This is a genomic window from Agrobacterium tumefaciens (assembly GCA_025559845.1).
Taxonomy (GTDB): Bacteria; Pseudomonadota; Alphaproteobacteria; order Rhizobiales; family Rhizobiaceae; genus Agrobacterium.
The window spans coordinates 134,034-147,582 of sequence record CP048471.1; the positions used below are offsets into that span (position 1 = coordinate 134,034).

12 protein-coding genes and 1 pseudogene are annotated in these 13,549 nt (G+C 52.7%); 8 read left to right on the forward strand and 5 right to left on the reverse strand.

Annotated features, from left to right (window positions below):
- Positions 1-438: 438 nt before the first annotated feature.
- Both FY156_28000 and FY156_28005 read right to left on the reverse strand, forming a co-directional pair.
- Entirely contained in the window at positions 439-3,087 is a 2,649-nt protein-coding gene (locus FY156_28000) for an autotransporter domain-containing protein (protein UXS05611.1), read from the reverse strand.
- Positions 3,088-4,195: 1,108 nt separating this feature from the next.
- Entirely contained in the window at positions 4,196-5,305 is a 1,110-nt protein-coding gene (locus FY156_28005) for an alpha/beta hydrolase (protein ID UXS05612.1), read from the reverse strand.
- Between the two features lie 1,588 nt (positions 5,306-6,893).
- On the opposite strand from FY156_28005, the gene FY156_28010 reads away from it, so the two are divergent.
- The 5 genes from FY156_28010 (at position 6,894) to FY156_28030 (ending at position 10,473) form a co-directional block, all read left to right on the forward strand.
- Positions 6,894-7,460 (forward strand): L,D-transpeptidase, encoded by a 567-nt coding sequence (locus FY156_28010; protein ID UXS05403.1) that lies wholly within the window; start codon positions 6,894-6,896, stop codon positions 7,458-7,460.
- Positions 7,461-7,811: 351 nt separating this feature from the next.
- Positions 7,812-8,336, forward strand: coding sequence for a hypothetical protein (locus FY156_28015; GenBank protein UXS05404.1), 525 nt, complete (start codon positions 7,812-7,814; stop codon positions 8,334-8,336).
- A gap of 118 nt (positions 8,337-8,454) precedes the next feature.
- Positions 8,455-9,102: a thioredoxin fold domain-containing protein gene (locus FY156_28020; protein UXS05405.1), complete on the forward strand. Its 648-nt coding sequence runs from the start codon at positions 8,455-8,457 to the stop codon at positions 9,100-9,102.
- A gap of 1 nt (position 9,103) precedes the next feature.
- Positions 9,104-9,922: a TlpA family protein disulfide reductase gene (locus FY156_28025; protein ID UXS05406.1), complete on the forward strand. Its 819-nt coding sequence runs from the start codon at positions 9,104-9,106 to the stop codon at positions 9,920-9,922.
- Positions 9,919-10,473, forward strand: a complete 555-nt coding sequence (locus tag FY156_28030; protein UXS05407.1) for a hypothetical protein — start codon at positions 9,919-9,921, stop codon at positions 10,471-10,473. The genes FY156_28025 and FY156_28030 overlap by 4 nt, the downstream gene beginning before the upstream one ends.
- Before the next feature lie 144 nt (positions 10,474-10,617).
- On the opposite strand, the pseudogene FY156_28035 reads toward FY156_28030, so the two are convergent.
- Both FY156_28035 and FY156_28040 read right to left on the reverse strand, forming a co-directional pair.
- A pseudogene (locus tag FY156_28035) lies at positions 10,618-10,764 on the reverse strand (type II toxin-antitoxin system RelE/ParE family toxin).
- Entirely contained in the window at positions 10,758-11,066 is a 309-nt protein-coding gene (locus FY156_28040; protein ID UXS05408.1) for a type II toxin-antitoxin system RelB/DinJ family antitoxin, read from the reverse strand. Before FY156_28040 ends, FY156_28035 begins: the two are co-directional and overlap by 7 nt.
- A 211-nt stretch (positions 11,067-11,277) precedes the next feature.
- Between FY156_28040 and FY156_28045 the strand changes: the two genes are divergently transcribed.
- Both FY156_28045 and FY156_28050 read left to right on the forward strand, forming a co-directional pair.
- Positions 11,278-11,478, forward strand: coding sequence for a type II toxin-antitoxin system VapB family antitoxin (locus FY156_28045; GenBank protein UXS05409.1), 201 nt, complete (start codon positions 11,278-11,280; stop codon positions 11,476-11,478).
- Complete coding sequence (locus tag FY156_28050) at positions 11,475-11,858, forward strand: type II toxin-antitoxin system VapC family toxin (protein UXS05410.1); 384 nt, start codon at positions 11,475-11,477, stop codon at positions 11,856-11,858. The genes FY156_28045 and FY156_28050 overlap by 4 nt, the downstream gene beginning before the upstream one ends.
- A gap of 513 nt (positions 11,859-12,371) precedes the next feature.
- On the opposite strand, the gene FY156_28055 is transcribed toward FY156_28050, so the two are convergent.
- Positions 12,372-12,785, reverse strand: a complete 414-nt coding sequence (locus FY156_28055; protein UXS05411.1) for a hypothetical protein — start codon at positions 12,783-12,785, stop codon at positions 12,372-12,374.
- A gap of 426 nt (positions 12,786-13,211) precedes the next feature.
- Here FY156_28055 and FY156_28060 point away from each other — a divergent pair, with 426 nt between their 5' ends.
- Positions 13,212-13,484, forward strand: coding sequence for a hypothetical protein (locus FY156_28060; GenBank protein ID UXS05412.1), 273 nt, complete (start codon positions 13,212-13,214; stop codon positions 13,482-13,484).
- Positions 13,485-13,549 lie beyond the last annotated feature (65 nt).

Genomic DNA, 13,549 nt, shown 5'->3' on the forward strand with positions numbered 1-13,549 from the left:
TGGGACCGGCATATTCTGCCAATCGTCAGGCCATTGTCGCCAGACGTTGTACATTTATTGTTTTCGTGGGACGCACGACGAACCGCCTCAGTACAAAAGATATATGCGTATCCTGGTGGCACGGTGAATAAAGCACCAGTGAGATTAGCCGATCTTCATAGACATTCCTTGTTTCTGATTTACGCAATTCTCCGTGGGCGGGGAAGTGTTGTGCCGGTTACCCCATTGGATCATCGAGCAGCGATAGATGTACTGGTCGATCTTTACCCTCCGAAACATAGTGTGAAACGACGTGGGGGGGGTGGCTGGTAAAATATCCGTCGCCTGAAGCGGGCCCTCGCCCATAGAACAAATGGCCCCCCGAAGTCGGAGCTGGAGGCGCTCAAACTTCGGGGGGCCAGAAAGTGATGAAGCAAATTGCTGCTGTGTGAGCTTGCCTTAGAATTTCACACTAAACTTCGCATTCACGCCGTTGTTGGTTGTGCCCGAGCCGAATTGTCCATTGTAGGAGACGCCCAGCTTCGCGGATTTAGTAAGGTGAATGTCAAAGCCTGCCTCGATCAAGGCGACGTCCCTGGCAATCGGAGCCCCTGAGACCGTGAATGCATCGGATCGGACAAAGCTTGCTGTCGACGTGGCGGTGACGTCGCCATAGCTATGCCTCCAGCCGATATCGCCGCGCGCCGTCACCAACGTCTCACCGATGTCGAGTTCCGTCGCCGCGCGCAAACCAATCGTGGTGAACCAGGTGTTCATCGTTGCTGAGGTTACCGACAAAGGTGCTGCGGTAAGACCGACCTCACCAAACTCGTCGCTGTTGAAATGCACAAAACCGGCATTAGCATAGGGTTCGAAAATGGAGCGATCCATGTTCAACTCATACCCCACCTCTGCGAAGAGCTGCAGTGTTGAGGCGTCATACTCACTGGACAGGCGATCGGATAAGCCAGGAAAAGCGACGTTACGGTTCATCGAAAGATCGTGCCATGTGTGCGCCAATCCGGAACGGAAATTGAGCGCGGAACTTTCAGACAGCGTCCACTGTGACGCCGCGTAAGTTCCGAGTGTGTAGTTCTTGCTGTCACCCGACGAAGAGCGTTCGTTCACATCAAAGCTCGAGTGGCCATAACCCGCCATGATACCGACGCGCCATGTATCTACTTCTACGTCGATCCCACTGGCAAAACCACTAATTGAGGACGTAACCTCACCGTAAAGCCTGTTGCCATCATGGCTGCCCCATACACCGTAAGCGTCGCTCCAGGCAAAATATGGCTTTGTGTCCTGCACATCACTGGTGGCGCGCACTCCAAATGTCTGTTGCATGCGGCCATTCATTGTGTTCCGAACGAAATGCGACTGATCAACCAGAATCCCGGCCGCTGTCGCGTAGGCTTCACCTGACAGGCGATCAAAACTGGCCCGCGCTTCGTCTGCATTCAACATTAGGAGATCATTATAGAGTGCAAGGGACGAGCCGGACTGGGCCAAAGTATCCAGACCTCTCGCTGTCGCAAGTTGGTTCGGTGTCTGCGCTACGGTTGGGAAGAGATAACCATGGTCGTTTGCCAGGGCTATTTTAAGATCGACACTTTTGGGCGCGTATACCAACCCGACATTCAAAAAAGCCGAACTCGATTGGGTGTCGGAAAATACACCGTCGACACCGCCATCTGCGTTCAGGATGCGATAGCTCCGTTCGGTCTGGTAACTGGTATCAGCATCGACAGAAACAATGCGGATATTGCTGCCGGCGAGATTGGCTTTCCCTGTCACGTTGACCAGATCGGAGCGACCGTCACCCGCAATTTCCGTTTCAAAATACGAACCGGGAGCCAGCCGCAAATCGCCGTCGATAGTCAGGGTACCGATTGAGTTGCCCGCAGCGAGCGTGCCGCCAGAGGAAATACCGGTTACCGATCCGACACCTGAACCAACAGTCCCGGAGCCACCCAGCTTCGCACCTTCCAGCACGGTCACGCTTCCACCGAGCACCGCACCTTGACCGGCCTTACCCACAAGCAGGCGACCGTTCTCGACAGTCGTGATGCCCGCAAAATCTGAACTGTCGGCTGTTAAGAGAAGTGCACCCGGACCGGCCTGAACAATCTCGCCGGTTCCGCTGATTGTGTTCGCTGATATGACATCGCCGGATCGCTTGAAAACCAGTTTGGCATTGTTGGCGATGTCGCCCTCGATACTACCGGATGTGCCTCCATCGCCGAGTTGAAGTGTACCGGCTTCAATCGTTGTGCCTCCAGAATACGTGTTCGTGCCGGTCAGCGTAAGGGTGCCAACACCAACCTTGCGGAGGCCTCCTGGGGTCAATTCCTCAGTCTCAATAATCCGGCCTACTCCTTCCAAAAGTTGGCGATAAGCCTGCGAATATCCGTCGTGAATCACACCTGTAATCTGATCGTTACTTCGAAGTGCACCGGTAACCAAACTTGCGTTTCCGATATAGACGTCACCAGCGCCGGAAAGTGATCCTACTTCAATAGGGGTCCTTCTGTCAGTGGCGGCCTGAATTGTGCCCGTTTGATCGTTGATGATAGTAGCCGATCCACCCTGTCGTTCTCCACCGAAGAGAACGAACCCCTTCGTTCCGTTGGTTAAAGTTGCGCGGTTGAGACTACCGGTACCACCTAGAACGATTAGGCTTGCCTCGTTGTGCAGATGGGCAGTTCCCCCGTCACTAACACCGACAAGACTAATCACGCTTCCGCTATCAATTTTAAGAGCCGAAGCGCCTAATGTAGAATTGTCTTGAATTGTGAGAGAACCACCTCGGCTTTCGACTGTTGCAGATCCGAGAGAAGCTCTCTCCGACAAGGCGATGCGCCCCCCTTCCGACAACTTGATATTTGCGCGACCTGCGATCGAGTCGTGTGCGAATTGCACTGTGAGACGCTCGACAGTAATTTCACTGCTGCCTGCTGATGAGTGGTCACGAAACAGAATTTGGGGAAGGACATTATCGAGCACGCCACCTGTAACGGCTCCCATGTGCAATTCTATAACGCTTGGCTGTTCCATGCCTATCGAACTTGTGCGCAGTCGAAGATTGGTGGCCGACGAATCGTTCATGAAGCCGATACGGCCACCGTTTGCCACGGTAATCTGATCCTCCAGCTTTAGCGATGACGTTTTGTCATAAAATGCAAAAATGCCCTTATCCATGACGGCAATCTCTTTGGCACTAACCGCTGGAGCGGAGGTGCCTGAGAAAATGAAAACGCCTCCTTGTTCGATTGTGATTTTTTTGGCAGTCGTTCCCGAAATAGTAGATTGCACTTGATGGCCTTTAATCAGCACATCCGTGCCTGAATCAGGCACTTTTCCAGCCTTCCAGTTACCAACGTCAGTCCAGGAGTTGCCAGGACCGACAAACACGGCCTCTTGCGAAAAAGCGGTGACGCTCATTCCCGTGAGGATAGTGGTACTGAGCAAGAGCGTAGAAATCGACTTACATGCTGACATTCTCTTCACAGGCATTTCCCTTCTATTCACAGGGAACACATTGGTCCAATGTGCCCCGTGTTCCGATCGTCTTAACGTCGGGATCCTCGAGTTTGATATTTGATGTGCAGCCGTAGAATGGGCGTATGCGACCCGCAACGCGCTCGATACTGCGCTTCTCGCCAAACGTACGTGCCTTTCGGCCACCAGCGCCGTTTAGGAGCTTCTAAGGAGCTATATCTCGAGCAGCCTTGAGTTTTGAGCACACCAGGCGGAACGCAGCTTAGCCATTGTCGAGTTTGACGGATCAATCGACAATGCCGGTTGACCACACGATCCCACGCTCGAATGTCGAGTTAAGTCCTGAAATACTTCCCACGCTCTGTGATCTGCCCATCTATCTTTCTGGTTTGGACGGCCGACAGGCAAACGTCTGTAGTTGCGATTGGGCGTCTTGGGGGCCTACTCATCGCAGTACAACCTGGTGTGGCGAGTACGATAGTTCATCATCGGTTTGGTCACGGTACGGAGCCGAGCGTATTATCAGCAACGCCTGGGGCCCAGAAAAAACCTGAGCCGCCGCCAACCTTAAGAACAGCCATTAGAGATGTTTGAGGCGCGCCGCTGATCGTTATTCTAGGGTAGCCAATAGCGACTGATTGAAAGGTCGGCATTCGCCGAAGATCACGGAAAGAGCCCGCTAACAATTCTTCCAGGAAACGGCAAGAAACGAGAATCAATGCTCCGGATTGACAATTTGGCTCGCGAGATGAAATGGACTGGACAGGGTTACTCCGATCGCATCGAATACGAATGCTCCCGCTCGACCAAACTCTGTGCCTTGCCTTCCGACGCTCTTTTCTAACTGCGGTAGCAACGCCGCGAGTGCCGTATATCGGTCATGATTAAGCGGACCCGACGCTTCGACATCTGAAACGTCGATAAATTGTACGCCATAGCGCAAAGCAACCCGCTGAACAGCAGGGTTTTCAACATTCAGCGCCCCAATCCGTTTAACATCAGCGCCTAGTAGAGACGAAACTTTGAGTGCACGATCATCTCTTGAGACCATAACGGTTAGAGGCGGTTTAAGCCGCCCGACGACCTCGACCTGTTTCCGAAACACGTCGGCGTCAATATCTGGAGCTGCCAGAACGACCTGAAGTTTGGCAATGACGTCGTCTCGTCCCTGGAAGCGCAATTGGCGCAAGGCTTCCATGACGAGCCATCCTCCCATGCTGTGCCCGAACACAATGATCTTCCGCTCCGGAGATTGCAGGGCGAGGTTCGATATGACATTCGCGAGTGCATCTCGTGAATACGTCGCGGACTGTTTGTCCGCGATATAACCCGTGACCTTTGCCTGCGAAGGCCACGAAAACACCACCGGTACGCCATCGATATCCGCATCGGCAGCCATCTGTGCTGCCCGGAATAAGGCTTCCTGGTAGCTGTGATTGTACCCATGCACGAAAAGGCCTATCTGCTTCCCTGACTTGGCGATCCGGCCAAGATGAGTATTGAACTCGAGTTCGCGGAGCATATTCGCGCGTGTCACGACGAAATCTGTCTTGGGATTTGGCGCTCCCCTCGCCCACTCGATTTCTCCCTTTTCATGCTGAGGCGGAATAGAAATATCAAATCGGGCGTAGTTAGCTCGTGCTGCGCGCTTCGTTCCGAAGCCTTTACCCTGATCGTTTTCCTGGCGTGTGCTTGCCACGTAGGCGGTTACCGTCTTCGCACCGTGTACTTTTGTACCCCTTGCTTGCAATACGTCCGAGCCCGGCCTGCGTGCGCACGATGAGAGCGTGATGAGAACGAGAAAGAGTGAAACTAGCAAGCGCATTATGGACATATACGCCAATAAGACGATCTCCTTCTTGATCCTAACTAACGCTCGCAATTGAGCAACGTGTGCAGAATCTAAGTGACATAGAGGGGATAGTACCCACGCGCGGACGCACCTAACCTCAATAGAATAATGGGAGAAGGTTCTGTTTTGAGGGTCTCATAATCCAACAATTCCGCGGTTATACTACGTGCAACAATAGTGCTCCGAGAAATGATCCGATCAAAGCAGCGAAAACTTTTGCCAATACTATCATTACATCTATCCGCCGATAGGTAATTAAGAACGACACCAGTTCCGATACGACCGCGCCAACGATCATAGACATCGCAACAACACGCCTATTGTTTGGGTACGCTAGGAGAAAGAGGGCAGATACAACGGCGAAGAAAACAGCACTCACTGCCGCCTTATTAGCAAGTCGTTCACCGCAGTTTGGCCACCAGATTGCGGTGACGAAAGCAACAATTAGTGAGATCCACGCCAAAACATCGAGTATTTCTACTCCTGACATTCCCGAACATTGCAAGCCACCCATCCAATTGATAATTCACTTCGTCACCCGGCGATTGAAGCGTACTTCTCCATTCGCCCTCGAAGGCTCTTGCTTGCCTCTGGGTATAGGTGGACGTGACCCAACACCAAATTGCATGCATTCGGCTGGAAACTAAGGGAAACATTGTCACAGCGCAAAGAAGTAAGAGGGTCATTTCTTGCCAAATTTACCGCCATTTCAGCCACGGCTTGTTCCATAACTTATGCTTGGATTTTATCCCACTTCTCGGGTGGTTTTACCGCAGCGGTGATGCGAAGGGGCAATTCGGCATGGGTATTTCAAATTCTTGTCACCATCTCCTCGGGGGTGAACGCCCGCGCTGAACTGATCGATCCGCGATCAGTAGCGTTCCCCAAGGCCTTGGGCAAAACAAATACTTGGAAGCATCGTTCCTGCCAAGATATTACTGCGAAGGACTTTTTTGGACCAACGCTGACTAGGTATCCAGAAACTACGGTCTCAGCGCGAGGGAATAGTAGTTTCCAAAGACGGTGACTGTGGAGCTACCCGAATATGTTCGCATCGTCATTCGATTATTACTGGAGCTGCGAAGAGGGCCATGCCAAACAAGGTCCACATTGCCAAAGTTTGGCCGGGAGTTCGGTTCGGCAACCCGTGTGACCACCTGCGCACGGTGTCAACAGAAATTGTATTGGCGGACTAACGAGATCGCGGTCTAATCGAAGGGCCGTGTTGATCCGCCATTCCACATCAGGAAATTATCTCATTTTTGTGCCCGGGATGACAAGTTTCGGACTGCCACTCTCCGATCATATTTTCTGCTGCCTATCGAACTCGACCCTAGAGAGCGACCCGTTTAAGCCTGCCTTAAGGTGAATGCTAGCTATCGAGGATACCTAGTGAACATTCGAGGGATCAATCTTGACTTCGCAGAGCCAGCCTTCAATTCTAGTAACGCGCCGCGCATTCTTTGCCGGCATCGGAACCGTAGCACTCGCAGGTTGTACTACCAGAACGGAGTTGCCACAAGCAGTGCCCGTAGCGGCGCCCCGACTAGCTACTCCTCCGATGTATTACGCCATGCCCTATGAGCAGTTCCCCATTCCAGAAGTCGACGTTTCCAAGGTCGCCCCGAAATGGTGGCGCGTGGACGTGGATTATCCAACGGACGAGAAGCCGGGCACAGTTATCGTCGATACGCCCAATCGTTACTTGTACCATACGCAGTCAGATGGTCGGGCGACCCGCTACGGTGTTGGCGTCGGGCGCGACGGCTTTCTTTGGTCGGGTCGTGGACATGTGGCCTACAAACGGGATTGGCCGCGCTGGAACCCTCCAAACGAGATGGTGGCGCGGCAGCCGGAATTGGAGCCTTTCAGTATTGCAAACGGCGGAATGGATCCCGGTCTCAACAATCCCCTTGGATCTCGCGCGCTCTACATCCATCAAGGTAATCGGGATACGATCTACCGTATTCACGGCAATCCCGAATTCGCAAGTATCGGACGCGCAGTCTCATCGGGTTGCATACGCATGATCAATCAAGATGTCATCCATTTAGCGGATAATGTCCGGGATGGCAGTGCAATTGTGGTGATCCCCGATCGCGACGGAGCGCAGGCTGTATTGAGCTAGCGGGCAGAGAGCCGCTTTTTAGTGTCCAAAACCAGTTTTAAGGCAGGCTTAAGAGGCGTGTTAGAAAACCATCGTGCTTCTCTGTTGCAGCCTTGGAGTTTTTAAATGCCTCTGCCTCTGCCTCTGCCCCGCTGCGTTTGGCGCTGGGCCCTTTCTGGAATGACAGGACGCAAGGGCTGACGAATTCGGCCCGACCATGGACAGAGGCCTGCTGCGCCTGGCTCTTAGATTTCACGGTAGGAGTGACGCGCCGATGTTCACCAATGCTATGCACGAAGTCACCTCAGCGGGCTTAAGGCTACCTTAAGGGGAAGCAGCTCTGTCGCCATTTACTTTACAAAGGAGCTTTGGATGATCAAACGTACCAATGCACGTCAATGGCCTTGTAGCGTGCCAGGCTGGAGTAACGAGGTCGACAAAACGTCGGTCTTTTCGCGCCGCGAATTCCTTGTGGGGTCGGGTACGTTGGCTGGTACTACCTTAATTCTACCGAGCCAAAGCGCTGTCGCGGCAACGACAGTGGTTCGAGACGTAACATCCTATCAGATGACCCGCTCGCTTCTTACAGCAACATATCCATTCGGGCTTATCGATATACGGGCCGATTGGTGTCCACCATGCATCACAATGGAGCGTGACATATTCCCACATAAAGATGTGAAAGCCGCTCTAAAAAACGTGGCCCTTATAAAAATTGATGTCACTGAGATGAATTCTTCGGCCCGGCACCTATTGTCGCTACTGCGTGCTGATGGACCACCAGCCCTCTTCGTGATCGATATGCATACCGGTCGTGAACAGCCATCGACGCGTCTAGTCGGCTCAATTGAACGCGATCAACTGCTCCTGATCCTTCAACCCTTCAGGTCGACCTGACAAAAACGTCATTCCGCTTATGCGCTTGACGTTTTGACATCTTAAGACTGCCTTAAGTCGAACGAGGCCTGTGCGGCCAATGGTGAGCGTAGAAAAATACAGTTCCTGGCGGTCGAACATGTTCCTCGCATTTCTCTGGCGATCGGTCGCTATCCTGCTTCTCCTGATGATGCCAACGGCGGCATCCAATAAGCCTTTACCGGTTGAAGAGGCATTCCGGCTTTCTCTCAACAAGAACGGCGATGGGCGGATCGTGCTCAATTGGGATATCGAGCAGGGTTACTATCTGTGTCGAGATCACCTCCAGGTTAGGGATGTTGATATGGGAACTGATCTATTCCTCCAAAAATCACCCACGCGCTCGTTGACCAACTTCAGTATGGCCACCTCCACTCAGGACGCCCAGGGTGGCGTGATATTCTCGTCAATAGACGATCTCAATGAGCTAAGCTTCGCAGTCGCTACCTCCAAGGACAAGCCGACGTCGGTCTACTTCACAGCCGATTGGTGCGTAACGTGCCGCACCATCGAAGAAAACGTACTTTCCGAACGTGATGTCATCACTGTAGCTGGACGCTTCGAGCCCCTCAAAATCGATTTGACCGAACTCTCAGATGCAAAAAAGAGACTGATGACTGAGCTTTCAGTCGTCGGTCTTCCGACCATGATTCTGTTTGAGAGTAACGGTCTGGAGAAGACTGTTACACGGCTCGTCGGTGATATGGCGAAATCGTTGCTCTCTACCTCGCTTTCGGAGGTCAAGTAAAATGAACGCGGTCTCAATCGGTCCACTTGTGTTCTCAAATGATCGTTTTGCGGCGCTTGTTGCGGGGGTGGTGTTCTTTGTAGCTTGCAATGTCGTGGTTAGAAGAGTGGATGCGCGTTTTGGACCATGGGGATGGAAAGCTTTCTTGATCTTTGGCATTTGCGCGCGCCTCGGACACGTGCTCGTCAATGCCGATGCTTTCGCTTCGGAGCCCCTTAGAGTATTTTCGATATCGCAAGGCGGATTCCACCTAAGCGTTGGTGCAGTCGGCGTCCTTGCCTACACGGCTTTTTACTTTCGCCGTGATCTGTCCAACGCGGCTTGGACACTGATCCCGGGCGCTCTGTCCGCATTCGCCGCAATGCTAGTAGTTGCGCTTGCTGAGGGAACACCACCTATTGGGCTGCCTGCCGCGAACTTCTCCAACTTACAAGGGGAACGGGTCAACCCGTCCACGTTCCAGGGTAAGCCCATCGTCATTAATCTCTGGGCGAGCTGGTGCGCGCCCTGTCGCCGCGAGATGCCGATGATGGCAGAGGTTGCCGATGGAAACGAGAAAGCCACTTTCCTGTTTGTGAACCAAGGCGAAGGAAGGACGGAAATTGATCGATATCTCAATCACGAGAACATCCTGCTGGAACACGTTCTGCTCGACCCATTGGGGCAGTTTAGCCGCAACTATAAGGTTCCCGGTCTACCAGCTACGCTATTCGTCGGTGGCGATGGCACGTTGCAATCCGTGCATATGGGTGAGATATCAAGGGAGGCATTGATCTTGGATATAAAAAATCTCCAGGATGCTGGTGGTCCTGAAGATTGACGATCAGTAATATTGGCGACAAGCAAATAAGTCAAAGCGCCGGGCACCTGTGTCTGTGGTCGCTCAAGGCTCGGGGAGCGGCAGCCGCGTTTCTTATCCCGATCATCGCGATCAACCTATATGATGGCGGCCGCGGAACTTGCCTTCGCGGGTACTATGAAGCATTGCAATCAATCACCAGCGAGGAAAGCCTTGACATCACGAGCTGGATCGAGTGGTTCCTTGATCGTCTAGGCAATGCCGTCGGCGAGGCACTGCTAACCCTCGACAACGTGATGCTCAAAAATAATTTCGGGCAGGCGCATGCTGCGAGTGAACTTCATTCGCGACAAGCCAAAGTAATCAACCGGCTGCTAGAGGGCAACTTCCAAGGCAAGCTCACGTCAACAAAATGGGCAAAATTGACGAACGCATCCCAGGAAACAGCATCTCACGACATTGCAGACCTGATAGAGAAAGGCGTTCTGCAAAAAGGCGAAGCTGGTGGACGCAGCACGGCCTACGAGTTGGTTTTAAACTATTCTGCAAAGCACCCTCCTCAACGCGGATAACATCCAGTCGTCAGTGATTGCTGCAAGACCACCTCTTCTGCGTAACCCACTGCGCTCATTTTTCAGGCGGGCAGTGTCCCTTAAGGGCGGGGCAGATTGCAAGCCTCGGTGAGCTGCGCTGGAGTCATCGCGACCATGGCTGGGACCCACGCGACCACTGGCAGGAAAATCGAGCAAACGACGGGCAGCAGAGACTATCCGTTCATCTATCAGAACGGCTGCAGGATTATCGGCCTCAATGTATGTAAAGATGGCGTCTCGATCCGATAACGCCGACCAAAGATTCACGATTCTCGCGCACCGGCTTTAAGTCGGGCGGCGGCTCGACGTTTCGCAAAATGCGCCTCGACCCCGTCGTCTGATAAATCCGGGCGAGTATCGTTCAACGCTTCGAGAACCTTGGTACGAAACCAAGCGTCATGCGCTTCACTGCCAGAAAGCAATTCAAGAGGCAGTGCACCCTCGTTAGCAGTCCGAGTGAGCATGATACGAACCGCATCTGACACCGTGAGGCCCATGTTTTCAAGCACCGCAGACGCGCGATCTCGAATTTCTGCCTCAATACGAGTTTGAACAAGTGCGTTTGCGGCCATGGCAATCTCCAATATCTCGCAACACTGCAATTCATTTGCATAACATTTTCTAGATAAAGTTCATCCCGCCATATCCACGACTGCTCTTTTAAGCTCTTGATGAGATACGAACCTGTGACCCGCGATAAGTCTGGTGGCAATGGACTGCTCGTGGGGTGTAGATTATAGCACCAATTGGTGCTATAATCGCATCAAAGTTTGGGAGCTACCTATGCGATCTACTATCAGTCTTGACGATGAGCTCATGGAACGTGCCAAGTCCCTTACAGGCACAAAGGAAACGGCGGCTCTGGTGCGTCAAGCACTCGAGACTTTGGTACGAGTCGAATCCGGCAAGCGGTTGATTGCTCTTGGCGGTACTATGCCTGAGGCCGAAGTAGCGCCCCGCCGCCGGAGCGAAGTGAGCAAGTGATCCTTGTCGACAGCTCAATCTGGATTGATCATTTTCGACACGGCGACTCGGAGTTGACCAAAATCATCGGAGATGATCAGTTGCTTTGCCACCCGTTCGTTGTCGGCGAGCTGGCTCTGGGCAGTCTGCGAGATCGGGATGCGGTACTAGCGTTTCTTGCAGCTCAGCGTGAGGCAGTTGTCGCGACACATGCCGAGGTGATGACCGTCATTGACCGCTATTCGGTATTCAGCATGGGAATAGGCTATACTGATGCCCATCTGTTGACTTCAACCCTCCTCGATCGACGATCAAGCTTGTGGACAAGGGATAAACGCCTCGCTGCTGCGGCTCAGAAGGTTGGCGCGGTGCTTTATCCTTCCGCGAATATTCCTCACTAGACATCCGGGAGGAGCTCTGGCGCGCTGATAGCTAAGCTCTTGATAGGATATGAACCTTAGCCGCCGATAAAAATTCTAAATTTTAGACGCAGGGCCCAAACTTGCTGTGACGAGGATCTGGATCGCTCCAGCTAATGAGTCCGCGTCCTAGTTCGTTATGGTGGCGCTCCCGAGTTCGGCGTCTTTCCGTAGTGCGTCCTCAATCTCCGCAGAGGAAACTTGCAGGAACTGCCGTTTGACCGTTTGAGCGGAAATCGCAGGTATCTCAAGGTGGGTCGCCACGCGCCTGTAGGCCGAAAAACTTAGACCTTCAATGAGTTCTTCGTCTACGACGAGACGATACGTACCTGCGTCTAGAGGTGCAACCAGGCTACTTAGTACAAACGGGTGCGCGAAAGTGATCTCGCTGTTCGTCGTTCTCTCTATCATGTCCCTAGTATCCTCTGTTCTATTGCATAGCCTCTCGCTGAGAGGCGAAATGAGTGATGGGGCACTGCCAACCGTTCTTCTTGATCAGAACAGCTTTGGACTGTGATGGGGATGACCAAGGGGGCGTCGTACCGCGCCGCCTTCATTTTCCCAAGACTGCTCGTCCGCTTCAATTGATCGGGTAGGCACTTTCCGGGATATTCGAAGCACATACCTCATGTTGCGGGGCAGTCCACGAATGGCATACGGGACGAGCGCCGACTGATAAGAGGGTCGATGCAAACTCGCCCTCCCAAGACGGCGTTTAAGTTGGGCTGCGAGCGCATCTGCGGATTTCTCGCCCGCAAGAAACATTCTCATTACGAGAAATGCGGCAGTGTTAAATTGTCTCTGATCATCATTCAGCAATGCGGCGTTATAGCCGACACTCTTCAAGACTGACTGGATTATCTCCATTTCCTCGGGGGAGATGCCAGAAAAGTTGGAATCGGAAGACATCTCGTCCTCCTCTTATTGGGGCTAGGGTGACCTGCCCTCAACCAGTAGCGCCCTTAACATGACCACTGACAACCCAACTTTGCGCCTGAATGACCCCTAACGCAAGCGAATAAGGCTTCAGTAAGTGATCCCTCAAACGTTTGGGGCTCCTGAACGCCCGTCCGACCCACCAACCTCGAACATTTGGATTTGACATGGGAACTCTGAAATTCCAGCCTTCGTGTCAAAGTCTTTTTAAACTCTCCTTGAGCTGCTTCGAAAGAGGGCCGCTTAGGAAATTGCCACGCACAGTGTTTCGAGTTTACTGCTCATTGGACTCTTTCAGGAAAGAAGTATAGGTTGGGGCTATCGTCAGCAACCGATTACGTAGGCGCTGGCGGCTAAGGGTTATCACGTGCTCTTGCCTGCCGAAACAGGAGAGCAACAATGGTTCCCTCCGTTTATCAAGGCATCAATCTGAAATTCGGGGTTGAAAAGGTGCTCTATGATCGAGCATCGCTTTACTCGCCGACACCCGCCAAAAAGCGAATGATTGTTGAAAAGACAATTCTGGTTGCGTCCCGCGATCTAAATTTCTTCACGCATAAGGATGTCGAAGAAGAGCTTTTCCGGGTTATGCATCGCGTTGTCCAAGAGCAACTCGCGTCAATGTTTTTTCCCCGCAGATCACGCGCGACTTTAGGCGTGGCAGGTTGTTGAAACCCTAAACTCCTAGCAAAGATCGAAGCTATTATCGGGTGAGCCTCCCGGCCGCTGTAGGATTA

Excerpts from the sequence above, each read along its gene's own strand:
- FY156_28015 (UXS05404.1), top strand. The coding sequence starts at position 7,812 with ATGATCAAACGTACCAATGCACGTCAATGGCCTTGTAGCGTGCCAGGC.
- FY156_28045 (UXS05409.1), top strand. The coding sequence starts at position 11,278 with ATGCGATCTACTATCAGTCTTGACGATGAGCTCATGGAACGTGCCAAG.
- FY156_28000 (UXS05611.1), bottom strand. The coding sequence starts at position 3,087 with ATGAACGATTCGTCGGCCACCAATCTTCGACTGCGCACAAGTTCGATA.
- FY156_28055 (UXS05411.1), bottom strand. The coding sequence starts at position 12,785 with ATGTCTTCCGATTCCAACTTTTCTGGCATCTCCCCCGAGGAAATGGAG.
- FY156_28025 (UXS05406.1), top strand. The coding sequence starts at position 9,104 with ATGAACGCGGTCTCAATCGGTCCACTTGTGTTCTCAAATGATCGTTTT.
- FY156_28060 (UXS05412.1), top strand. The coding sequence starts at position 13,212 with ATGGTTCCCTCCGTTTATCAAGGCATCAATCTGAAATTCGGGGTTGAA.
- FY156_28040 (UXS05408.1), bottom strand. The coding sequence starts at position 11,066 with ATGGCCGCAAACGCACTTGTTCAAACTCGTATTGAGGCAGAAATTCGA.
- FY156_28010 (UXS05403.1), top strand. The coding sequence starts at position 6,894 with ATGTATTACGCCATGCCCTATGAGCAGTTCCCCATTCCAGAAGTCGAC.
- FY156_28020 (UXS05405.1), top strand. The coding sequence starts at position 8,455 with ATGTTCCTCGCATTTCTCTGGCGATCGGTCGCTATCCTGCTTCTCCTG.
- FY156_28005 (UXS05612.1), bottom strand. The coding sequence starts at position 5,305 with ATGCGCTTGCTAGTTTCACTCTTTCTCGTTCTCATCACGCTCTCATCG.